This is a genomic window from Sediminihaliea albiluteola (assembly GCF_014077625.1).
Taxonomy (GTDB): Bacteria; Pseudomonadota; Gammaproteobacteria; order Pseudomonadales; family Halieaceae; genus Sediminihaliea; species Sediminihaliea albiluteola.
In genome coordinates, this window is sequence record NZ_JACFXU010000014.1 from 894,039 (window position 1) to 916,556 (window position 22,518).

Here is a 22,518-nt window from a genome sequence, read left to right on the forward strand (position 1 = left end):
ACTCTGTACTAAAAGCCTAGATTGCCCACAAGAATTACTATTTGAAATACTATTTGTCTATTAGGTTTTAATTAATAAGCAAGCGGTATGCTTATATATATCATGTTTTATGGTATAGAAATGCTTATCACAATAGATTGAAAAGCTAACCCAAGACTGATTCAATGACAACTCATTAATTATTATTTGCTTTTCGAGGAATAAAAACAAAGCCCTTGGCCAGCAACAACAAGCCGCCAGCAATCCACTGTATCTGCACTTAGTGCTCTAGCTATCTGTATCAATTTTGAGCCCGATTTTCGGTATTTATAGCTAATAAGAAAGCGAGCTATGCGGGCAGGCATGTACGGCTAGGACAAGTGCTGCTCTTATCGAAATACTTTGGCACAGCGGACCAATTCAAATAAGCAATGCAATAACATTCAATAATCCATAAGTTTAAAAGGACTCACTTCGATGACAATAAAGACGCCTGTGTTTAGAAAGCGCCGACTTGTTTCTACATTTGCGGCAGCCAATATCCTTGCAGCATCTACAGCCTTGGCTCAAGGCGCCGCACTTGAAGAGGTAGTGGTTACCGCGCAAAAACGTGCTCAATCACTGCAAGAAGTGCCTATTGCCACCTCTGTATTTGACGCATCTGCGATCGAGCAACAAGGTATTAGCGATATTTCTGACATAGGCCCCTTTACGCCTAACGTCCAAGTTGTTGAATCACCCAGTGGTGGCACCCAGGCGACTATTGCCATTCGCGGTTCCGTGACATTCAACCCAACTATCACCTGGGAATCACCGGTCGGGATGTACCTAGACGGTGTATTCATTGGCAAAAATATCGGCAGTATTTTTGATATCGTCGAGCTTGAGCGCGTCGAAGTTTTGCGCGGCCCTCAAGGCACTCTCTACGGTAAAAACACCATTGGTGGGGCGGTTAACATGATTACTCGCAAACCCAGTGGCGAGTTTGGTGGAAAACTAAAGGCCTCCGCTGGTAACTTTGATATGTACTCAGTGTCAGCCAGCATCGATACACCTGCTGTGGACTTGGCAGGTGGCAGCCTAAGCGCCAACATTTCTGCATTTCAACAAGAGCGAGACGGCTTTACCAAGAACCAGCCTGACCCCTTTGTTAACCCTTTAGCCAACCCCCGTTCTAGCAAAGAGTTTAAGTCTAAAGACAGTAAGGTTGCTCGTCTCTCCTTACTTTGGGAAGGCTCTGATGTTGACCTCCACTACAGCTACGACCACAGTGATACCAAGGCCACACCTACTGCTGCGCAACTCACTGATGTACCGGCGGGCTCTGGCCTCGATATCGGTGGCGGCGTGTTTTTACCCGTTGATGGCGTCTTAAGCGACTACCTAAGCAGTGATAAAAAACGCGCCCGCGCGATCAGCAACGACAAGTCTTTTTATGAAGACTCTGAAACTCGCGGTCATGCCTTACACCTTGACTGGAATCTCGGTGAGCTTGCTACATTCGGTGAGGTGACAGCAAAATCTATCACCGCCTACCGCAAACTCGATTTTTCAGATCGCATCGATATCGATGGCTCGCCACTGGATTTTTTCCATTCAGGCAGAGACATCACCTACGACCAGTTCTCTCAAGAGTTCCAAATAGTGGGTCAAACCGAACGCACAGATTATGTACTGGGTCTGTATTACTTTAGTGAAGAAGGCGATGTATTAAACATCAATAGCTTTATGCCTATTTATGGTTTCCCTACCACTAATAGTGAATTTGGCATGGAGAATAAAACAGTAGCGGCCTTTGCCAACGTCGATTGGCGGCCTGAAGCTGCCCTGTTTAATGACCGTCTAACCCTTAGCTTGGGCTTGCGCTGGACTAAAGAAGAAAAAGAGCAGTACATCTACCACCCCGATTCCTCACCTGTTCTTCCCTACACCGAAGCAGATAAGTCATGGACCAACGTGTCTCCATCATTTACTGCGAGCTGGGAATTAAACGATGACACCAATATATATGGAAAAATTGCCAACGGCTGGAAATCCGGTGGTTTTAATGGCGAAGCAGCAACACAAGAATCTTTTTATCAGTCCTATGACCCTGAAGAAGTCACCTCTTATGAGCTAGGCATCAAGTCCCGTTGGCTTGATAACCGTTTGCAAATTAACGCTGCAATATTCCAAAACGATCTGGAAGAAATGCAATTTAGTGTGTTCCAAGGGGGAGCTACTGCTGTGTCCACTGTGGACAATGCGGGTGAAGCCACCATCCGCGGACTCGAGTTAGAACTGCTCGCCCGTCCTAGCGACAACCTCACTATCAGTCTGAACTATGGCCACCTAGATCCAAAGTACGATGAATTCTTGGAGGTTGACCCAGCCACTAACCAGCTCACTGACTTCAAAAAAGAACGGGACTTCCCTTATGCCGCGCGAAATAATACCAGCGCTAGCTTAGAGTACTTTATGGGCTCTTTTGCTTGGGGTGAAGTCACGGCACGCCTCGATTGGAGCTACCAAGGCAGCTATGTTCCCTACGTAAATCCTGATCAAAACCGGGTATCCAAGACAGCTAGTTATGAACTGCTTAATGCACGCTTAAGCCTTGCTGAGATTCCTCTCAGCAGTGAGGGACAAAACCTGCAGTTGTCTATCTGGGGCAAAAACCTGACTAACGAGGACTACCGCGTCAACACCATCCCCTTCGGTTTATGGACCGCGAGTTATTTTGGCGACCCTAGAACCTATGGCGTAGATCTCAGTTACCAATTTTAACGTTCCAAGTAAGCTGGGTGCCACAGAGTAGGCACCCAGCTTTTTTTTATGTCTATATAATAAGGAGTTACTTTCTCGGGTCAGCGATAGTTAGGCTGCTCCACTTTTATTACAGATAGGTTACAAGTTATGTCGAGCACTAGCTCACTTAAGAAGGCCAGCTCAAAACGAATTAGCACCCGTAGTGCTGCAACCCGCGCCAAAATAATTTCCGTTGCCGAACGTCTATTTGCTGAAAAAGGTATCGATGGCGTGACACTCAATGAGATTGGCAAAGCCGCTGGACAGCGTAATGCAGCGGTATGCCAATACCATTTTGGTGATAAAGAAATGTTGCTACAGGCGGTTATGGACAAGCATGTTCCCGGCATCGCAGCGCGGCGCCACACTATGCTAGACCAGCTAGAACACTCGGAGAACTTGCAGCTCAGTGAAGTCGTACGCGCCTTTATTTACCCAGTCGCTGAAAAGTTATTGGATAAAGATGGCGGCGAAGACTTTATCCGCATCAACGCCCAACTTGTGGCCTTGCACACGGCATCGGCTCAAAATATGGGCCCTATGCCGCTAAACCTACCGCGTCCAGATCGACTCAGCAAAGCACTCCACGACGCTATGGCACCACTTGGTTTGCCAGAGGCCATACTAAAACAACGCACCATGCTCGCTGCAGTGTTGTTATTTCACGGCCTTTCAGATCATACCAAGATGCGTAAAAGCGTTAACACAAGCGAGCAAGTGGTGAACACCGAGCTTTTCCTTCGCACACTAGAAGATGGCATTCTCGCACTGCTGTCTGCCCCAGTGAGCAGCTCGAATCAACCCGCTAGCGAGTAGCCCAATCAGCTTCTCCGAGCCTTGTGTGCAGCGAAATACAGCAGTGGACCCTACAATTAGGGTCCACTCCTATCACCACTCAACCACGATTTTTCCAAAGTGGCCGCCACTTTCCTGCAAGCGGAAAGCTTCCGCTAACTGATCCAGAGGGAAACTTTGGTCAATCACCGGGCGAAGATTATTTTGCTCCAGCGCAGCAATGTATTCCTGCTGCTGGCGACGGCTGCCGACAACTAAGCCTTGCAAACGAACTTGTTTAGCCATCAACAAAGAAGTGGGAACTTGGCCACCGCGCCCAGTCAATACACCAATCAATGCGACCAAGCCGCCAACGCGAACAGCCTGCAAGGACTGAGCGAGGGTACCAGGTCCACCCACCTCAACAACGTGGTCAACACCTCGCCCATTGGTCAATGCGAGGACTTCCTTGCCCCAGTCCGGAGTAGTCCGATAGTTAATAGTATCGTTGGCACCAAGAGACCGAGCCCTTTCAAGTTTCTTGTCAGAGGAAGAGGTAACGATGACACGCGCACCCATAGCTCTAGCAATCTGCAAGGCCGCAATGGATACTCCGCCTGTGCCAAGCAAAAGCACGCTATCACCGGCCTTAAGCCCGCCCTCAACGACCAGTGCACGCCAAGCGGTCAGGCCAGCTGTAGTGATAGTCGCCGCTTCACAATGGCTCCAACCCGAAGGCGCATGGCTAAAGTTGTTGGCTGAGCACACAACATACTCAGCAGCATAGCCATCGACTCCATCACCTGGTGTTCCGCGGAAATTGCCCACAGCAGAAAAGGCTAAACCATCCTGCCATTGCGGGAAAAAACCAGACACCACACTATCGCCAACGGCGAACTCAGTCACCCCTTCACCAACAGCCTCGACTACGCCTGCACCGTCAGACATCAAAACCCGCCCATCAGCGGTAGGGATACTGCCATTAGCGACCAATAGGTCGTGGTAATTTAGGGAGCTGGCATGTATTGCCACACGTATCTGTCCCGGTCCAGGTGCACCGGGATCGGGCAGATCACTGATCTCCAATTGATCCAGTCCACCTGGGGCCCGAAGAATAGCTGCTTTCATAATGATTCCTCTACTTTATTTAATAGACCGGCCAACTAAGCTTTACTTAAAATTTTATCAGCTAGTGCTTATTCAAGCCCAGCAAGGCTTGTGCTGTCTCAAACGCCAACTCCATGGGCTCAGCAATCTGCCGATGTTCAATACAGCCGCTTACCATTTTCAACCGGAATATCTGGCCTTAGTAATGCTACAGCACCCGCCTCAGTTTGCACTCCGGTAACCAAGCATTCAGACATAAATGGACCGATCTGTTTGGGAGGAAAATTGGTAACAGCTAGCACCTGTTTGCCTTTAAGTGTTTCCTTGTCATATAGCTCGGTGATTTGTGCGCTGGATTTACGAACGCCAATTTCTGCGCCGAAATCTACTTTTAACTTGTAGGCAGGCTTTCGTGCTTCAGGAAAGTCCTCTACCTCGATGATCGTACCAACCCTTAGTTCTACCTTTTCAAAGTCATCCCAAGTAATCATATTCACTTGCTCCAAAACAAAGATTAATTAATCAGCGCCTTCAGCTTCGGGCAGCGAGATGCGCACAGTGCTACAAGACAGAGTACCAAGCTAGTGAATGTTGCCATGACTTATCCCCCTGAAAATAAGCAGCTCATCAGCTATGGAAGAGGAAGTTTATGATCAGTCGGGAGTCGTCTGCTTTCTAATGACGGCAGAGTCCTTTCGATTTTCGGCGAAAATAACTGGGTGATTTTCCGAAGTGGCGCGCAAAACGATCACTGAAAGACGATAGTGAAGCGTATCCAACAGCATCAGCAATTCGCTGGATATTGAGCTCCGACTGTTCCAGTAAGCGCCAAGACTCCTGCATGCGTAGATCGATCAGATATTGGTGTGGTGTCATACCCACCTGAGTGCGAAACAACTCGTTAAGCTGCCTAGCGCTCAAGTGGGCAACCGTCGCGAGTTCAGCAGTAGTGATTTTCTTGCGAAAGTTATCGTCAATGAATTGTTTCGCTGCCGATACCCTTCGGTCCAGCTTCAGTTTGTCACCGTGGTGTTCCTGTAGAAGTTGAATCAACAGTAGCAACATCTGATATTTTGTGCGAGATGAGCTAGCTCCCTTTGCCAATTGAGCATGCAGAAACTGGATAAAATGAAGTAATGCTGAATCCAGCTCAACAAAGCAAGGGAGTCGCTCAAATGCAGGGCTAAGAGCCTCTGGTACATCAGCTACCAGGAATCGATTTTCATCGCTTGCGAAATAGCCATGAAGACTGCCAGATGGAATTGTAGCGGCCCAGTTCCCCTCAACAGCGCCCTCTGTTTGCTCTACGACCAGCGAAAGCTTACCTTGCAGAGGCAACACCAGTTGGTGATGAGTATGGGAGTGATGTGTCCTTTCATCACCATAGCTTCTCAGGTCGAGCTTAAGCTCGGATGTATCCATACATTCCTTAGATTCCTGAAAAGAATCGCCCGACTTTATGACAGCCTCTAGTGCTTACTCATTGTACTCGCAGTCATCGCTACCCAAAGATGTACAACGACTTACTCCACCGTGACCGACTTAGCTAAGTTTCGAGGTTTATCGACATCCGTGCCTTTTTGTACAGCTACATGATAAGCCAGTAGTTGCAGCGCCACGGTGTAAATCACCGGCTTGAGCATTTCTGGACAGCTGGGCATTTGCAGTACATGTAACAGAGGCTCATCGACAAACCCCGCTTTTTTGTCGGCGAAAACATAGAGTTCGCCGCCGCGAGAGCGCACTTCCTCTAGGTTGGATTTGAGTTTTTCTAAGAGCTCATCACCCGGTGCTACCGCGACCACTGGCATATCTGCATCGACTAAGGCCAGTGGGCCGTGCTTCAACTCACCCGCGGGATAGGCCTCGGCGTGAATGTAGGAGATTTCTTTGAGCTTCAGAGCACCCTCCATCGCAATGGGGTATTGAATACCGCGACCTAAAAACAGTGCGTGCTGTTTTTGAATAAAGTGCTCGGACAGTTTCTTAATCGATGCGTCCAGAGCTAAGGTTTGCTCAACATGGCTCGGCAAAGCGTGCAAAGCATCAGTGATCTTGTCCTGATCTTGCTCGCTCATTCCGTGACGACGCCCAAGTAGCAAGGTCAACATCAAGAAAGCGACGAGCTGAGTGGTGAATGCCTTAGTCGACGCAACACCGACCTCAGCACCAGCCCGTGTAAGAAAAACCAGATCGGATTCTCGCACCAGAGAGCTGTGATCGACATTGGCTATTACCAAACTGGCGATAAACTCACCATCCTTTTGCCCCCGCAGAGCTGCCAAGGAATCGGCTGTTTCACCAGATTGGGATACTGTCACTAACAGGGTGCCAGGCTGCGGAGCGCGCTTGCGATAGCGAAATTCGGAAGCCACCTCTACCTCACAGGGAATACCCGCCAGCTCTTCCAGCCAATAACGCGCCACCAAGCCTGCATGAAAACTGGTACCGCAGGCAACAATTTGCACTGATTTAACTTGATCAAAAACTGCCGCAGCTTCTGCACCGAAGCGCTCATCGCTAAGTTCTGTTTCGTCGGCAATTTTGAAAGTATCCGCTAGGGCCTTTGGCTGCTCGTAGATTTCCTTGAGCATATAGTGCTCAAACTGACCTAAGTCTACGCTTTCAACAGCTTCTGCTACATCTCTGCGCGGGCGCTCAACCACATTGCCTGATTGATCCCAGATCTCCAGTGTCATGGCGGTCATTCTCACCAAATCACCTTCTTCCAGGAAGATGAAGCGGTCAGTGACCTGACGCAAAGCGAGCTGATCGGAGGCTAGAAAATTTTCACCAATACCCACGCCGACCACTAGAGGACTGCCAGCCCGTGCCGCTACCACCTCATCTGGCGATTCTTTATCGACTGCCGCTAATGCGTAGGCACCCTCTAACTGAGCAACCGTCTCACGCAAAGCATCGCTCAGACTCAAACCTTGCTCAAGCTTAGAGTGCAGCAAATGCACTATCACTTCGGTATCTGTCTGGGAGTAAAATACATAGCCCTGCTCGGCTAACTGTTTACGCAGACTGGCATGGTTTTCAATAATGCCGTTGTGTACCAAGGCAATACGATCGCTCGAGGTGTGTGGATGGGCATTCGCTGCCGAAGGCTTTCCGTGGGTTGCCCAGCGTGTATGAGCAATACCCACGCAACCGTAATGCGGTGACATCGCTTGGGCTTTTTCCAGTTCCGCCACCTTACCTAACTGCTTGTGTAGCAGCAGGCGTTTTTCATTATCAATCAGTGCCATACCCGAGGAATCATAGCCGCGGTACTCTAATCGACGCAGGCCCTCTAGCAAAATTTCCGACACTTCGCGCCGGGCTGTTACCGCTACAATTCCACACATATTATGACTGTCCTTTGTTAGCTTGTGGGCGCTGCCAACCCTGAATATTGCGCTGTCGACCGCGTCCCACCGCGAGCTCGTCTTCCTCTACTGTTTTAGTAATGGTCGATCCAGCCGCTACGAAGCCTTGTGCCTGGACGGTTAATGGCGCGACTAAGGTCGAGTTTGAACCAATAAAAACCCCATCGCCTAGCTCTGTTTGGTATTTATTGACGCCATCGTAATTGCAGGTGATGGTTCCGGCACCCACGTTCACCCCTGCGCCCATGTTGCAATCGCCAATATAGGAGAGGTGATTTACTTTACTGCCCTGGCCGATTTTAGCTTTTTTCGTTTCCACGAAATTACCCACTTTGGCGCCAGTCGATAAGTCTGTGCCGCTACGCAAACGCGCATAGGGGCCAACATTACAATCACTGCCGATCTTGGCTTCTTGTAGGTGACTCATGGCATGAATCGTACTGCCTGCTTCGATGACTGAATCGATTATTACGCAGTTAGGGCCGATGCTGACGTTATCACCCAACACCACATCACCCTCAATCACCACATTCACATCGATAAATACATTGCGCCCACAGCGCAGTGAACCGCGCACATCCAGCCGTGCTGGGTCAGCAATGCCCACACCTTGAAGCAAGAGTTGCTGTGCGAGTCGCTGCTGGAACTCCCGCTCTACACGACTGAGCTGCAAGCGGTTATTGACACCTTCAATTTCTACGGCTGTCTGTGATTCACAAGTAGCCACCTTAGCGCCAGCCTCTACCTGCATAGAGAGCACATCCGGAAGGTAGTATTCATTCTGGCTATTCTCATTGCGCACTCGCGGCAGAAAATCGCGCAGGAAACTTGCTGGTGCAGCTAACACGCCGGTATTAATCTCACAGATAAGGCGCTGTTCAGCGCTGGCATCGCGGTCTTCTACTACTGCCTGCAAATCTCCAGCGGCATTTCGAACCACCCGTCCATAGCCAGTCGCATCAGGCAGCACTGCTGTTAACAAAGCCGGTCCAGACCTTGCTGCGGCCACTAGTGGTTTCAAGCTATCGACCGTGATTAAAGGCACATCGCCATACAGTACTAGCACCACTGCGTCTTCAGCCACCTGGGGCAGGGCCTGAAGAACCGCGTGTCCTGTGCCGAGCTGCTGCTCCTGCAGTACCCAATTTACCTCTCTGTCTGCCAGCGCTTCCTGCACCTGCTCAGAGCCGTGACCGACCACCACATGCAATTGCGAAGCACCGAGGCCAGTAGCAGTATCGAGTACATGGCTCAGCATCGCTTTCCCTGCTACCTGGTGCAATACTTTAGGTAAATCGGATTGCATACGGCTGCCTTGGCCAGCAGCTAAAATAATTACTTCGAGATTCATGTTAAGGGTTTCCTTGGCCGCAGCCACTGCTACCATACAGCTTACTGTCACTATAATTTTGACATATTGAATTAGGGGGGGCACATATTAGTGTTCACATTTCTCAACACAACAGTAATTGTCATAGAATAAATGACAACAAAAGCAATAGCAGCACTGCGCCATCTTGACCTAGATGAGCGCCAAGTAAAAACCTACTTAGCACTGCTAAAGTTAGGACCGGCTTCAATCCGCGATATAGCCGCTGAATCGGGCATCAATCGCGGCAGTACCTACGAAACACTGAAGCAATTAGCTACAAAAGGTGTGGTGAGCTATTTTCCAAAAGGCAAACGCCGGGTATTTCAAGCCGAAGACCCAGACCGCTTACTAAACCTTGCCGAGAGCAAGCAGCAAGCTCTTAAGCAGGCTGTCGATCAATTGCGCAGCGAGATCATCCCAAGCCTCAAACAAACGCAAAGTCCCCTCAGCCCTGGCAACGTGCGCTTCTATGAAGGAGATGATGGCATTGAGTTAGTCCTGCGCGATCTACTGGAAAGCACGGCTAAAGATCCCGAGCGAGGCTACTCGGTAATTTCCACCAAATCACTGCGTGAGCACCTCTACCGTCCCTTCCCGAACTTTACTCGAGAACGCATTAAACGGGGCATTAAAGTACGGGTATTAGCGATGGGAGAGGGCGGTGATGAAGCAGAATTAGCTGAACGTAAATGGCTACCTGCTGGTACAGCTTCTGATGCCTCTTACATTGCCATCTATCCACCTAAAGTCGCCATGATCAGCCTGGCCGCGCAAAACTACCCGGTGGTAGTGATTATCGACTCCGCAGCAATTGCCTACACTCAGCAGCTACTGTTTGATACTTTGTGGGGCTTAATTTAGGCCTCAAATCATTAAATACTGTGAAAAAGCGCCCCACTGTCTAAGGCTAGTTCCTGACATTGGGCTCTTTGGATAGCTTGTGATTGAGAGAAGGGATGCTTGAAGACTAGAGTGATCCCTGTGCCCAGGGATCACTCAGTCGAAGATAGAGCAGAAAAAGTTCTCTGTGATTAACCGCGACCTGCGCGGTTTCTCATCTTGCGAAGGGTCGCCAGTTGAGCGGCAGCTTCCGCCAATTGTGAGGAAGCTCGACCGTAATCGAAATCTCCTGACTGGTTGGCCAGTGCCTGCTCAGCTTCTTTACGTGCTTCTTCCGCAGCGGCTTCGTCGACGTCGTCGGCGCGCAGCGCGGTGTCGGCCAGAATTGAAACCACCCCTGGCTGTACTTCTAGAAAACCACCAGAGACGTAATACACTTGCTCTTCACCGTTCTGGGTCACAATACGCACAGGACCCGGCTTCAGTGCCGTCAACAAGGGGGCGTGCCCGTAGTTAATACCGAGCTCGCCCATTTCACCGGTGGCGACCAAGAGCTCTACCAAACCAGAGTAGATTTCTTCTTCCGCACTGACGATGTCGCAATGAATTGTCATAGCCATTTATGGGGCCCTCGTCCCGGTATTACAGGTTCTTGGCTTTCTCAACAGCTTCGTCGATGCTGCCAACCATATAGAACGCCTGCTCTGGCAGGTGGTCATACTCGCCCGCCAAGATACCGTTAAAGCCTGCGATAGTATCTTTCAAAGAAACATACTTACCCGGTGAGCCGGTAAATACTTCCGCCACGTGGAAAGGCTGTGACAGGAAGCGTTCAATTTTACGTGCTCGGTTTACGGTTTGCTTGTCTTCTTCAGACAGCTCATCCATACCGAGGATGGCAATAATATCTTTCAGCTCTTTGTAGCGCTGCAGTACCGTCTGCACACCACGGGCAACTTCATAGTGCTCGTTACCAATGATCAGCGGGTCCAGCTGACGTGAAGTCGAATCCAGAGGATCTACCGCAGGGTAAATACCTTTAGAAGCAATATCACGGCTCAGTACTACCGTTGAGTCGAGGTGAGCAAAGGTGGTAGCTGGCGATGGGTCAGTCAAGTCATCCGCTGGTACGTATACCGCTTGGATAGAGGTAATAGATCCGACTTTAGTCGACGTAATACGCTCCTGAAGTACACCCATTTCCTCGGCCAGTGTTGGCTGGTAACCCACCGCAGAAGGCATACGACCCAAGAGAGCCGATACTTCGGTTCCCGCTAGGGTGTAACGGTAGATGTTGTCGATAAACAGCAACACGTCACGACCTTCGTCACGGAACTTCTCAGCCATGGTCAAACCGGTCAACGCTACACGCAGACGGTTACCTGGCGGCTCGTTCATCTGGCCGTAAACCATCGCTACTTTAGAGTTACTTAGGTTTTCGATATCTACAACATTGGATTCCTGCATCTCGTAGTAGAAGTCGTTACCTTCACGAGTACGCTCACCCACACCGGCAAATACGGACAGACCGCTGTGCTCGGTGGCGATGTTGTTAATCAGTTCCATCATGTTTACGGTCTTACCGACACCGGCACCACCGAACAGACCAACCTTACCACCCTTAGCGAAGGGGCAAACCAAGTCGATAACCTTGATGCCTGTTTCGAGCAGCTCTTCCGATGCTGCCAGTTCCTCGTAGGTGGGAGCTTTACGGTGAATAGAGGCACGCTCTTTTTCACCAATTGGGCCACGCTCATCAATTGGGTTACCCAATACGTCCATGATACGGCCCAGGGTTTCAACACCCACTGGCACAGAAATCGGCGCACCAGTATTGCTAACAGCCAAGCCGCGGCTCAGACCTTCGGAAGAACCCATAGCAATGGTACGAACTACACCATCACCTAACTGCTGCTGCACTTCCAGGGTCAGGTCTTTCTCTGTCACTATCAGGGCATCGTAAACGCGCGGCACGGAATCACGTGGAAATTCCACGTCGATTACCGCTCCGATAATTTGTACGATTCGTCCGCTGCTCATGTTCGGATCCTCAGTTTCATAATCAATTCTGGCTGGCAGGCGCATCGCGCCCTGCCGAATCTGGTTAGTGCTTTAGCTAATCGCAGCTGCACCGCTGACAATTTCTGACAATTCTTGCGTAATCGCAGCCTGCCGCGCCTTGTTGTAGATCAGCTGCAGGTCATCGATTAATTCGCCGGCGTTGTCTGTGGCGTTCTTCATCGCCAGCATCCGTGCGGCCTGTTCACAGGCACCATTTTCTACCACGGCTTGGTAGACCTGAGACTCGATATAACGAGTCAGCAGTCCTTCCAGCAATTCCTTGGCGTCGGGCTCGTAGATGTAATCCCAGTGATGGGACATGTCACTAGAGTCTTCTGCCACTAGAGGCAGCAATTGCTGCACTTCTGGGGATTGCGTCATGGTGTTAACAAATTCATTGCTAACCAAGAACAAGCGATCGATTCGGCCATCTGCGTAAGCATCTAGCATGGCTTTTACACCGCCGATCAAATCGGACAGGCTAGGCTCTTCGCCGATATCGCGTATCGCCGCTGTAACATTACCGCCGTGACTACCGAAGAAACTAGCTGCCTTAGCACCAATTAGACTTAACTCAATCTCGATGCCTTGATCAGCCCACTGCTTCATCGATTTTACGGTGGACTTAAACAGGTTAATGTTTAGGCCGCCGCAAAGTCCGCGATCGGTAGACACCACAATATAGCCAACGCGCTTAACTTCCCGCTCCACCATATACATATGGCGATATTCAGGCGCCGCATTGGCAATGTGACCAACTACTGCACGCATACGATGAGCGTAGGGCTTACCACGCTGCATACGCTCCTGAGCTTTACGCATTTTACTCGCCGCAACCATTTCCATGGCGCTGGTGATCTTCTGCGTACTCTGGATGCTCGAGATCTTGGTCCGTATTTCTTTTCCGACTGCCATCTAGTGGTCCTCGGCCCTACCAGGTTTGGGTGGCTTTGAATTTCTCAAGCGCCGCCTTAAAGGTGGACTCAACTTCGTCATCATACTTGCCGGTTTCGACAATGCTCTTCATCAGCTCGCCGTGTTCAGCATGCATGTAAGACAAGAGAGCGGATTCAAAGTCGCTGATCTTGTTCACTTCGACGTCGTTTAAATAACCCTCGTTAGCAGCGAACAGGGTAACACCCATTTCCGCCACACTTTGGGGAGAATACTGTTTCTGCTTCATCAGCTCAGTAACGCGCTCACCGTGGTCTAGCTGTGCCTTAGTAGCATCATCTAAATCGGAAGCAAACTGGGAGAATGCAGCCAACTCACGATACTGTGCCAGTGCGGTACGAACACCACCGGACAGCTTCTTCATGATCTTGGTTTGCGCCGCACCACCAACACGCGATACAGAGATACCGGCGTTCATCGCAGGGCGAATACCCGCGTTAAACATATCCGCTTCCAAGAAGATCTGACCATCGGTAATAGAAATCACGTTGGTCGGAACGAAAGCTGATACGTCACCCGCCTGAGTTTCAATCACTGGCAGCGCCGTCAATGAGCCTGTTTTACCTTTAACTTCACCATTAGTGATCTTTTCAACGTGATCGGCATTAACACGTGCCGCACGCTCTAGTAAACGAGAGTGCAAGTAGAACACGTCACCGGGATAAGCTTCACGGCCGGGAGGACGCTTCAACAACAGTGAGATTTGACGGTATGCCCAAGCTTGCTTGGTCAAGTCATCGTAAATGATCAGAGCATCTTCACCGCGGTCACGGTAGTACTCACCCATGGTACAACCCGCAAAAGGTGCCAGGTACTGCATCGCAGCGGGATCAGCAGCAGTCGCTGCAACAACAATGGTGTGCTCCATTGCGCCGTGCTCTTCCAGTTTACGAACTACGGAAGCAACTGAAGAAGCTTTCTGGCCAATGGCTACGTAGATACACTTAATGCCACTACCTTTCTGGTTGATGATGGCATCAACAGCAATCGCTGTTTTACCTACCTGACGGTCACCAATGATCAATTCGCGCTGTCCGCGGCCGATTGGCACCATCGAGTCAATCGCCTTCATACCAATTTGTACTGGCTGATCAACCGATTGACGGGCGATAACACCCGGCGCTACTTTTTCCAGTGCGTCGGTCAGTTTAGTGTTGACCGGGCCCTTACCATCGATGGGATTACCCAGCGCATCTACCACACGACCCTGCAGTTCCGGACCAACCGGTACCTCCAGAATACGGCCGGTGCAGCGGCAAGATTGACCTTCGGCCAAGCTCTTGTAGTCACCCAGAACAACGGCACCCACTGAGTCGCGCTCAAGGTTCAGCGCCATACCGTAGACACCGCCGTCAAATTCGATCATCTCGCCGTACATCACGTCATTGAGACCGTGGATACGGATAATACCGTCACTAACTGAGACTACGGTACCTTCGTTACGAGCTTCAGAGGACACGTCGAGCTGGTCGATGCGCTGCTTGATAATCTCGCTAATTTCTGATGGATTCAGTTGCTGCATGCTCTGTTCCTCAATCCTACAAATTCATTGCTTCGGCTAGCTTGTTCAGCCTGCCGCGCACGGACCCGTCGATCACCAGATCGCCGGCCCTGATTAATACGCCACCCAGAAGATTTTCATCGGTGGATGTGGTGACCTTTACGTCACGCTCAAGTCTCTTGCCCAGTGCGCCAGCCAGCTTATCGCGAACATCATCAGCCATGTCGAAGGCCGATATCACTTCAACCTCTACCGATTTTTCCTGGTTGGCTTTATACAGTGCAAACTGCGAATAAATCTCAGGCAACAAGCTAATGCGCTTATTACTGGCCAGAATGGCAATAAAATTGCGCGCCGGCTCATCGAGTGTATCGCCACAGACATCAGTCAGGGTCTTAGCCTGCTGTTCATTCGTCAAGGCAGGGTTGTTCAGCACTGCTTCCATACCGTCGGCAGCACTGACTGCCGCCGCTGTGGCGAGTTGCTGTGCCCACGCATCAAGAGCGTTGTGCTCTCGGGCATACTCGAAAGCCGCCTTTGCGTAGGGCCGTGCCAGTGTGCTCAATTCAGCCATTGGATCCTCGCTTTAAAGCTCTGAAGCCAGCTTATCAACCAACTCGGAATGGGCTTGTCGGTCGATTGCTTTGCCCAATACCTTTTCTGCTCCGGCCAATGACAGGGCTGCAACCTGGCCGCGCAACTGTTCTCTAGCACGGTTGGTTTCCTGCTCAATCTCCGCTTGAGCAGCCGCTTTAACACGATCCGCCTCAACGGTGGCAGCTGCTTTAGCTTCCTCGACTATCTGACTCGCGCGCTTATTGGCTGAATCGACAATGCCGGCCGCCTCATTCTTGGCTTCACGGAGGCGTTCGACTGCCTTTTCCTTGGCCAATTCCAGATCGTGATTGGCGCGGTCGGCAGCAGCCAAGCCATCAGCAATTTTCTTTTCGCGTTCCTGCATCGCGGCCAACAAGGGTGGCCACACAAACTTCATACAGAAAACAACAAAACAGACAAATGCGATCATCTGTCCGATGAGCGTAAGATTAAAATTCACGCCGTGCTCCTCGCAATTTACTTGGGGGCCGCGTTAATGCAGCCCCTATTCTTGCTGTTTGCTTTCTTATACTGCCACGCCCGGTGCCACAACGAAGATCAGGTACATAGCAATACCTACACCGATGATGGGAATCGCGTCTACCAGGCCAGCGCCCAAGAAGAAGGTTACCTGCAGTTTTGGTGCCAGCTCAGGCTGACGAGCAGAACCTTCGATCAGTTTGCCACCCAGCAAACCAACACCGATGGCAGCACCCAGACCACCTAAGCCCATCATAATGGCGGCAGCAACTAGAATTAATCCCATGATTTTTCTCCTAACGTTTCGAACTAGAGGTTAAAGTTAAAGGTAAATTAATGGTCTTCGTGGGCCATGCTGAGATACACAATGGTCAACACCATGAAGATAAATGCTTGCAGGGTGATAATCAGAATATGGAATATCGCCCAGGCCATCTGCAGCAATCCGGCGGGAATAGCCCAGACCAGACCAGCACTAAACAAGGCTGCAATCAGGATAAAAATCATCTCGCCAGCGTACATGTTGCCAAACAAACGCAGGCCAAGAGAGAAGGGCTTAGCCAACAGACCAACCACTTCCATAAACAGGTTCACTGGAATAAACAGCCAGTGATTGAAGGGGGTCATGCTCAATTCCTTAGCAAAACCAAAACCCTTAACTTTAATTGAGTAGTACAACATCAAGATGAAGACGCCCAGGGCCATACCCATGGTAATGTTGGGGTCAGTGGAGGCAACAATCTTGTGGTATTCCACACCCATCAAAGACAGGGTGTAGGGAATCAAATCCACCGGTAGCAAGTCCATCAAGTTCATCAAGAACACCCAGACAAAAATCGTCAGGGCCAAGGGGGCGATCATTTTATTGTGGCCATGGAAGGTATCGCGGACCGTGTTATCGACAAAGCTAACAATCACTTCTACAGCGTTTAACCAGCCTGTCGGTACATCAGTGCTCGCTTTCAGGGCCATGCGGCGGAAGAACCAGCAAAACAGTATGCCCAAGCCAACCGACCACAGCATAGAGTCAACGTGAATAGCGTTGAAGCCCATGGCAGCGACTTCTTCGCCACTGCGAGCTAAAACCCAGGCTCCACCCTCACTAATTATCGAGCCATCATGACGTTCAAAACCGCCAGGGAGCTCACCATAGGTCATGTTTGTCAGGTGGTGGACAATGTATTCAGAAACGGTCTGGTTTTCGCCTGCCATCTAATCCAACTCTTAAGTCAGTACACTTTTTGTTGATGCTCGCCGTAGCAACCACCAACTTCCAGTTATTTGTATTGCCATCATCAATAGATACATGGCGAACACGGCTGCGCCTGAAACGGGCTGCAGCAGGATAAAAATTGCGGCAAAGCCCACTGCATTCAGCAGAAATTTGACCACTTCGCCAGTATAGCTTGATCGTGCGATTACTCGCGCTGATCTAGCACCACTGTAGCGAAAAGTCTGTGCCGCAAAATATGCTTGCGGCAATATGGCGACTAAGCCACCACAGAGGGCAGAATATCCCAGATTGATGTTCCATGCGCCAAGTAAAAGACTCAATGGCAGCAGCACGATGAATTGTGCCAGAGTAATTCGGAACACTGGAGGTTTAGCAATGTTTGCTACGCCCTTCATTTCAGGCCCACACCATCGCATCCTGCACTTTGCGCCACAAGGATTGTTTCATCCTTTTGGGCGCGCGCATTATAGGGTCATTAGGGATGGGGTTCAACCGCGCAAACCGACTATCGACATGGTGATACTCCACAAGTTGTGGACACGATCGCAGCAAATACTGCGCGATCCCATGCCAACAGCTTTGCTTATACTCTATCTGGTAGCAAGCATTTATTTCAGCACTAGATAGCGGGTTTGAGCTCAAGGCAATCATTTAATGTGGCTGAGAATTCCGTCCAATTCATCGAGGCTGCTATAACTGAGTACTAGTTTACCGCGGCCTTTAGCAGTGTGCTGGATCTGCACTTTAGCACCGAGCTTCTCCGATAAATCATCCTGCAACTGGCGGATATTTGGATCCATGCTTGTTTTATCGGCGGGCTTACGATCTTTGCTGGCTAAAATATGACGTACTAGGGCTTCTGTCTGGCGAACTGATAAACCCTTACCCACTACTGTGCGGCCAGCTTGCGATTGGTCTGCACCGTTCAAGCCCAAGAGTGCTCGAGCATGGCCCATTTCTAGATCACCGCGCTCCAACAGTACCCGAACATCATCCTCCAAGCTCATCAAACGCAATAAGTTGGTCACGGTAGTGCGCGACTTACCGACCGCAGTTGCAACTTCTTGTTGAGTGAGTTCAAACTCCTGCTGCAGTCGCTGCAAGGCCATGGCCTCTTCCATCGGGCTTAAGTCTTCGCGCTGAATATTCTCAATCAGCGCCATCGCGATGGCTGCCTCGTCCGAAACATCGCGCACCACAGCAGGAATGCTATCTAGCCCCGCCAACTGGGTGGCTCGCCAACGGCGCTCACCGGCAATAATTTCAAACTTACGATCTGATATTGGCCGCACGACGATCGGCTGCATAACACCCTGGGCAGTGATGCTATCCGCCAATTCTTGCAGCGACTCTGGGTCCATATCACGCCGCGGCTGATATTTACCCCGCTGAATGCGGTCTACGGGTATTACTTTTAACTGTTGGCGTTCAGAATCGTCACTAGCAAGCGAAGCACTCTGCTCTGCTTCTGTCACTGCTTGTTTGGCGCTCGCTGAAGCACCAAGTAAAGCATCTAAGCCTCGACCGAGTCCGCGTTTTCTGGCCGTCATTGTGTTTCACCGTTTTTCTCAACTAAATGAGCAGCCTGATCTAAATTTGCCAGCTGCTCTTCACGACGAATAATTTCGCCTGCTAAAGCCATATAGGCCTTAGAACCTCTGGAATAGCGATCGTAATGCATAACCGGCAGGCCGTGACTTGGCGCTTCTGCCAATCGCACATTACGCGGAATAACCGTGCGGTATACTTTTTCACCAAAGTGTTGGTGTAATTGATTCGATACTTGGTTAGTCAAACTATTGCGCGGGTCATACATGGTGCGAAGGATACCCTGCAGCTCAAGATCTGGGTTCACTGCCTCGCGCACGCTGGCAATGGTATCGAGCAAAGCCGATAAACCCTCAAGTGCATAGTATTCACACTGCATAGCAATAATAACGCCGGTCGCGGCAACCAGTGCGTTGAGCGTTAACATGTTCAGTGAGGGGGGGCAGTCAATTAAGATAAAATCATAGCTATTAGCTACCTTAGCCAAAGCTGTAGCTAAGCGCCGTTCGCGATTATCTATATCCAGCAACTCGACTTCAGCAGCAGTGAGGTCGGCATTTGCGGGCAACACCGAAAAGCCACTTTCCGAAACAGCGATAGCCACTGCTGACACCGATTCTTGGTTAATTAGCACATCGTAGATACTGCGTTCGATGTTGTGCTTATCAACGCCGCTGCCCATGGTGGCATTGCCTTGTGGGTCTAAATCCACCAGCAAAACACGCTTATTCATTGCTGCTAGCGATGCCGCGAGATTAACGCTGGTGGTTGTTTTACCGACGCCGCCTTTCTGATTCGCAATCGCTATTATTTTTACCACTAAACTTGCCCCTGGTGTTGTATTAAACAGCCCCTCTTAGGCGGCTGGCTGATCGCGCAAAACCATAGCAACCAGGTGACGCTGGTCCGGCAGACCGGGAACAGCTACTGCTGTGACCGAAAGAATGTCGCACACCTTGGCTACTGCCGCTAGCTCCTCTTCTGGCCAAATACCTTTCATCGCCAAGAATTGCCCTTTGGGTGCCAGTAAGTGGCGACATCCACTGACCATATCATCCAAGGAAGCAAAAGCTCGTGACAGCACGGCATCAAATTTTTGGGCTGCTTGGAAACTCTCGACCCGCGCGTGATGCACGCTCATGTTATCCAAGCCCAGTGCAGTTTTCACCTGAAAAAGAAAACGGGTCTTTTTGCTATTGCTATCGAGCAGGTGAAACTCGCGCTCGGGGTACAAAATGGCCAGTGGTACGCCAGGTAAACCCGCGCCAGTGCCAACATCGATCAAGCGCTCACCGACAAGCAAAGGGGCAATGGCCAAACTATCGAGTAGGTGCTTGCGCAGCATAGCACTAGGTTCACGCACTGCGGTTAAATTGTAAGCTTTGTTCCACTTCGCCAGTAATTCCAAGTAGTCACAAAGCGCCTCCACTTGCTGCTCAGATACCTCGAGCTTTAGTTCAGCACAGCCAGCTGAGAGTTCAGAAGATAGCTCGTCACGCAAAATAGTCGACATCTTTTTCGGCTCAGGCAGTTTGTCGGTCTTGCGCATGTCGTTCCAGCGCGCCACGTTTTTTCAGGTAGACCAATAGCAGTGAAATAGCTGCCGCTGTGACACCCGGAATACGGCTAGCGCGAGCAAGAGTCTCGGGACGAGCCTCGTTGAGCTTCAGTGTCACCTCATTGGACAAACCATCGACTGTTGCATAATCCAGATCTTTAGGTAGCTGGGCATTTTCATAGCGACGCAAACGCTCAATATCTTCCTGCTGCCGCGCGATATAACCAGAGTACTTAGCCTGTATTTCAACCTGTTCAGCAGCCTGTGAGTCAGCAAGGGCCTGACCTTTGACTGCGGCAACATCCTGATAGCTAAGTTCTGGTCTCTTCAACAAATCTGCCAGAGAGTATTCACGGCTCAAAGGCGTTTTCAGTTTGCTGTTGAGCGCTTCGGCCTCTGGCGTTGTCGGGTGGACGAAAGTACTTGCCAAACGTGCACTTTCCAATTCGATAGCTTCACATTTTTCTTGAAAGCGCTGCCAGCGTTGATCGTCCACCAAGCCCAATTTACGGCCCTGTTCGGTGAGTCGCAAATCGGCGTTATCTTCCCGCAACAGCAGACGGTATTCAGCCCGCGAGGTAAACATACGGTAGGGCTCTAAGGTACCCATCGTGATGAGATCATCAATCAACACACCAATGTAAGCTTCATCGCGGCGCGGGCACCAAGCTGCTTCACCACGTGAGGCCAGTGCCGCATTGAGGCCAGCCAATATACCTTGAGCTGCGGCTTCTTCGTAACCGGTCGTACCATTGATCTGGCCGGCAAAATACAAGCCGGGTACCGCGCGTGTTTCTAGCGAGTATTTGAGGTCTCTTGGATCAAAGAAATCGTACTCAATGGCATAGCCCGGACGCGTAATATGCGCATTTTCAAAACCGACGATCGAGCGCACTAATTCGTACTGCACATCGAAGGGCAAGCTAGTGGAAATACCATTGGGGTATAGCTCACTGGTGTTAAGCCCTTCTGGCTCGATAAACACTTGGTGGGAGCTTTTATCGGCAAAGCGATGAATTTTATCTTCAATACTGGGGCAGTAACGTGGCCCAATTCCTTCAATTACGCCTGAGTACATCGGAGAGCGATCTAATCCACCGCGTATTATTTCGTGGGTGCGCTCGTTGGTATAGGTAATCCAGCAACAACGCTGCTCAGGGTGTTCCTCAGCACGGCCCAAATAGGACATCACCGGCACCGGCTCATCGCCCCACTGCTCTTCAAGTTGGGAAAAATCTACGCTGCGTGCATCGATGCGTGGCGGAGTGCCTGTTTTCAGGCGCTCAACTCGAAAAGGCAGTTCCCGCAGTCGATTAGCCAATGCTATCGCGGGTGGATCACCGGCTCGGCCGCCGGCACTATTTTCTAATCCGATATGTATCTTGCCACCTAGGAATGTACCGGTGGTTAACACAACCTGCGGCGCCCGAAAAATCAGCCCCATCTGAGTAACGGCGCCAGCAACTCGCCCACCTTCGATGAGCAGGTCATCTACGCCTTGCTGAAAAATGCTCAGATTTTCCTGGGATTCCAGAATTTCTCGAATTGCGTTGCGGTATAACACCCGATCTGCTTGCGCTCGGGTTGCTCTTACTGCCGGGCCCTTGCGAGCGTTGAGTACCCGCCACTGGATTCCGGCACGGTCAGTAGCGCGAGCCATGGCTCCACCAAGAGCATCCACTTCTTTCACTAAATGGCTCTTACCAATACCCCCAATAGCGGGATTACAGGACATCTGCCCCAGAGTATCAACACTGTGAGTTAGCAGCAGTGTGCGACAGCCCATACGTGCGGCTGCCAAACAGGCTTCCGTACCGGCATGGCCACCACCGATCACAATGACGTCAAACTGTTGTTGGTACTCCACGGAGTAAGCCTCTTGTGCCCAAGTGGGCAGAGCATGAAATGGGCGGCGATTATACGTGGCTGGGCGCCGTTGTACAAAAAATGATCGTGCCATTTTTACCCAGAAGCCGGTCAGGCTTCAAAAGTGTTTCGTGCACTAAGCTTTTTTATTTTTATCTCTATTAAATAGTTTTAATTAAATACTTATATATAGATATGTTTATTGTAGTTATTGTTATATAGCAAGCACTTCGCTGTTGATAAGTCTTAAAAATACCTTTTTTTCAATGACTTAGAGATGAGCAAACTATGGATACAAGCACTGTTCCTAAGCGTGACAAGCGGTGTTTGGAGCTGGGAGGAATTGTGGATCAAATCGGCTCGAGCCAATAAGTGCTGACTTATCCAGTTTCTGTCCCACTTTCGTACAGCTTATATGCAGATTTTGTCTACATGAGGGTTTTTGTATCTGATTGCTTTGCGTTTTCTTGTGGGTTTTTTGTGGAT

At 50.3% G+C, this 22,518-nt stretch carries 21 protein-coding genes; 3 read left to right on the top strand and 18 right to left on the bottom strand.

From position 1 onward, the window contains the following. Positions 1–456 precede the first annotated feature (456 nt). Both H2508_RS10990 and H2508_RS10995 read left to right on the top strand, forming a co-directional pair. Positions 457–2,745, top strand: a complete 2,289-nt coding sequence (locus H2508_RS10990) for a TonB-dependent receptor (protein ID WP_182173216.1) — start codon at positions 457–459, stop codon at positions 2,743–2,745. Positions 2,746–2,874: 129 nt separating this feature from the next. Further along, the gene (locus H2508_RS10995) at positions 2,875–3,582 is read left to right on the top strand and encodes a TetR/AcrR family transcriptional regulator (protein ID WP_182173219.1); all 708 of its coding nucleotides are present in this window, start codon (positions 2,875–2,877) and stop codon (positions 3,580–3,582) included. A 72-nt stretch (positions 3,583–3,654) separates the two neighbouring features. Here the strand turns inward: H2508_RS10995 and H2508_RS11000 are convergent, their stop codons facing one another. From H2508_RS11000 to glmU, 5 genes are all read right to left on the bottom strand, one after another. Then, entirely contained in the window at positions 3,655–4,668 is a 1,014-nt protein-coding gene (locus H2508_RS11000) for a zinc-dependent alcohol dehydrogenase family protein (protein ID WP_182173222.1), read from the bottom strand. A gap of 137 nt (positions 4,669–4,805) precedes the next feature. After that, on the bottom strand, positions 4,806–5,138 hold the full coding sequence (locus H2508_RS11005; protein ID WP_182173225.1) for a tRNA-binding protein: 333 nt from the start codon (positions 5,136–5,138) through the stop codon (positions 4,806–4,808). A 184-nt stretch (positions 5,139–5,322) separates the two neighbouring features. Beyond that, entirely contained in the window at positions 5,323–6,069 is a 747-nt protein-coding gene (locus tag H2508_RS11010) for an AraC family transcriptional regulator (RefSeq protein WP_182173228.1), read from the bottom strand. 101 nt (positions 6,070–6,170) lie between these two features. Next, positions 6,171–8,000 carry a glutamine--fructose-6-phosphate transaminase (isomerizing) gene (gene glmS / locus H2508_RS11015; RefSeq protein WP_182173231.1) on the bottom strand — a complete coding sequence of 610 codons (1,830 nt, stop codon included), beginning with the start codon at positions 7,998–8,000 and terminating at the stop codon, positions 6,171–6,173. Between the two features lies 1 nt (position 8,001). Then, positions 8,002–9,372 (bottom strand): bifunctional UDP-N-acetylglucosamine diphosphorylase/glucosamine-1-phosphate N-acetyltransferase GlmU, encoded by a 1,371-nt coding sequence (gene glmU / locus H2508_RS11020; RefSeq protein WP_182173234.1) that lies wholly within the window; start codon positions 9,370–9,372, stop codon positions 8,002–8,004. A 132-nt stretch (positions 9,373–9,504) separates the two neighbouring features. Here glmU and H2508_RS11025 point away from each other — a divergent pair, with 132 nt between their 5' ends. After that, a complete protein-coding gene (locus H2508_RS11025) occupies positions 9,505–10,254 on the top strand; it encodes a TrmB family transcriptional regulator (protein ID WP_182173237.1) in 750 nt (249 codons plus the stop codon). A 170-nt stretch (positions 10,255–10,424) separates the two neighbouring features. Here H2508_RS11025 and H2508_RS11030 read toward each other — a convergent pair whose 3' ends face one another. The 13 genes from H2508_RS11030 to mnmG all read right to left on the bottom strand — a co-directional run bounded on the left by H2508_RS11030 (position 10,425) and on the right by mnmG (position 22,033). Further along, positions 10,425–10,853, bottom strand: a complete 429-nt coding sequence (locus H2508_RS11030) for a F0F1 ATP synthase subunit epsilon (RefSeq protein WP_182173240.1) — start codon at positions 10,851–10,853, stop codon at positions 10,425–10,427. A gap of 22 nt (positions 10,854–10,875) precedes the next feature. Continuing rightward, complete coding sequence (gene atpD, locus H2508_RS11035; RefSeq protein WP_182173243.1) at positions 10,876–12,273, bottom strand: F0F1 ATP synthase subunit beta; 1,398 nt, start codon at positions 12,271–12,273, stop codon at positions 10,876–10,878. Between the two features lie 72 nt (positions 12,274–12,345). Then, a complete protein-coding gene (gene atpG, locus H2508_RS11040) occupies positions 12,346–13,209 on the bottom strand; it encodes a F0F1 ATP synthase subunit gamma (protein WP_182173246.1) in 864 nt (287 codons plus the stop codon). 16 nt (positions 13,210–13,225) lie between these two features. Further along, positions 13,226–14,770 (bottom strand): F0F1 ATP synthase subunit alpha, encoded by a 1,545-nt coding sequence (gene atpA, locus H2508_RS11045; protein ID WP_182173249.1) that lies wholly within the window; start codon positions 14,768–14,770, stop codon positions 13,226–13,228. Between the two features lie 16 nt (positions 14,771–14,786). Then, positions 14,787–15,323, bottom strand: a complete 537-nt coding sequence (locus H2508_RS11050; RefSeq protein ID WP_182173252.1) for a F0F1 ATP synthase subunit delta — start codon at positions 15,321–15,323, stop codon at positions 14,787–14,789. A 12-nt stretch (positions 15,324–15,335) separates the two neighbouring features. Further along, on the bottom strand, positions 15,336–15,806 hold the full coding sequence (locus H2508_RS11055; RefSeq protein ID WP_182173255.1) for a F0F1 ATP synthase subunit B: 471 nt from the start codon (positions 15,804–15,806) through the stop codon (positions 15,336–15,338). 66 nt (positions 15,807–15,872) lie between these two features. After that, the gene (gene atpE, locus H2508_RS11060; protein ID WP_182173258.1) at positions 15,873–16,112 is read right to left on the bottom strand and encodes a F0F1 ATP synthase subunit C; all 240 of its coding nucleotides are present in this window, start codon (positions 16,110–16,112) and stop codon (positions 15,873–15,875) included. A gap of 47 nt (positions 16,113–16,159) precedes the next feature. Then, positions 16,160–17,038: a F0F1 ATP synthase subunit A gene (atpB, locus tag H2508_RS11065; protein ID WP_182173261.1), complete on the bottom strand. Its 879-nt coding sequence runs from the start codon at positions 17,036–17,038 to the stop codon at positions 16,160–16,162. Between the two features lie 12 nt (positions 17,039–17,050). Continuing rightward, positions 17,051–17,455 (bottom strand): ATP synthase subunit I, encoded by a 405-nt coding sequence (locus H2508_RS11070; protein ID WP_182173264.1) that lies wholly within the window; start codon positions 17,453–17,455, stop codon positions 17,051–17,053. Positions 17,456–17,707: 252 nt separating this feature from the next. Further along, entirely contained in the window at positions 17,708–18,610 is a 903-nt protein-coding gene (locus tag H2508_RS11075) for a ParB/RepB/Spo0J family partition protein (protein WP_182173267.1), read from the bottom strand. Further along, the gene (locus H2508_RS11080) at positions 18,607–19,428 is read right to left on the bottom strand and encodes a ParA family protein (RefSeq protein ID WP_182173270.1); all 822 of its coding nucleotides are present in this window, start codon (positions 19,426–19,428) and stop codon (positions 18,607–18,609) included. Before H2508_RS11080 ends, H2508_RS11075 begins: the two co-directional genes overlap by 4 nt. Positions 19,429–19,464: 36 nt before the next feature. Further along, complete coding sequence (gene rsmG, locus H2508_RS11085; protein ID WP_235965188.1) at positions 19,465–20,157, bottom strand: 16S rRNA (guanine(527)-N(7))-methyltransferase RsmG; 693 nt, start codon at positions 20,155–20,157, stop codon at positions 19,465–19,467. Beyond that, positions 20,132–22,033: a tRNA uridine-5-carboxymethylaminomethyl(34) synthesis enzyme MnmG gene (gene mnmG / locus H2508_RS11090; RefSeq protein ID WP_182173477.1), complete on the bottom strand. Its 1,902-nt coding sequence runs from the start codon at positions 22,031–22,033 to the stop codon at positions 20,132–20,134. Before mnmG ends, rsmG begins: the two co-directional genes overlap by 26 nt. Positions 22,034–22,518 lie beyond the last annotated feature (485 nt).

Coding starts and splice junctions, on each gene's coding strand:
- H2508_RS11050 (WP_182173252.1), bottom strand. CDS start 15,323: ATGGCTGAATTGAGCACACTGGCACGGCCCTACGCAAAGGCGGCTTTC.
- rsmG (WP_235965188.1), bottom strand. CDS start 20,157: ATGCGCAAGACCGACAAACTGCCTGAGCCGAAAAAGATGTCGACTATT.
- H2508_RS11030 (WP_182173240.1), bottom strand. CDS start 10,853: ATGGCTATGACAATTCATTGCGACATCGTCAGTGCGGAAGAAGAAATC.
- H2508_RS11070 (WP_182173264.1), bottom strand. CDS start 17,455: ATGAAGGGCGTAGCAAACATTGCTAAACCTCCAGTGTTCCGAATTACT.
- atpE (WP_182173258.1), bottom strand. CDS start 16,112: ATGGGATTAATTCTAGTTGCTGCCGCCATTATGATGGGCTTAGGTGGT.
- atpB (WP_182173261.1), bottom strand. CDS start 17,038: ATGGCAGGCGAAAACCAGACCGTTTCTGAATACATTGTCCACCACCTG.
- H2508_RS11025 (WP_182173237.1), top strand. CDS start 9,505: ATGACAACAAAAGCAATAGCAGCACTGCGCCATCTTGACCTAGATGAG.
- H2508_RS11000 (WP_182173222.1), bottom strand. CDS start 4,668: ATGAAAGCAGCTATTCTTCGGGCCCCAGGTGGACTGGATCAATTGGAG.
- atpG (WP_182173246.1), bottom strand. CDS start 13,209: ATGGCAGTCGGAAAAGAAATACGGACCAAGATCTCGAGCATCCAGAGT.
- H2508_RS10995 (WP_182173219.1), top strand. CDS start 2,875: ATGTCGAGCACTAGCTCACTTAAGAAGGCCAGCTCAAAACGAATTAGC.
- H2508_RS11075 (WP_182173267.1), bottom strand. CDS start 18,610: ATGACGGCCAGAAAACGCGGACTCGGTCGAGGCTTAGATGCTTTACTT.
- glmU (WP_182173234.1), bottom strand. CDS start 9,372: ATGAATCTCGAAGTAATTATTTTAGCTGCTGGCCAAGGCAGCCGTATG.
- glmS (WP_182173231.1), bottom strand. CDS start 8,000: ATGTGTGGAATTGTAGCGGTAACAGCCCGGCGCGAAGTGTCGGAAATT.
- atpD (WP_182173243.1), bottom strand. CDS start 12,273: ATGAGCAGCGGACGAATCGTACAAATTATCGGAGCGGTAATCGACGTG.
- atpA (WP_182173249.1), bottom strand. CDS start 14,770: ATGCAGCAACTGAATCCATCAGAAATTAGCGAGATTATCAAGCAGCGC.
- H2508_RS11005 (WP_182173225.1), bottom strand. CDS start 5,138: ATGATTACTTGGGATGACTTTGAAAAGGTAGAACTAAGGGTTGGTACG.
- H2508_RS11010 (WP_182173228.1), bottom strand. CDS start 6,069: ATGGATACATCCGAGCTTAAGCTCGACCTGAGAAGCTATGGTGATGAA.
- H2508_RS10990 (WP_182173216.1), top strand. CDS start 457: ATGACAATAAAGACGCCTGTGTTTAGAAAGCGCCGACTTGTTTCTACA.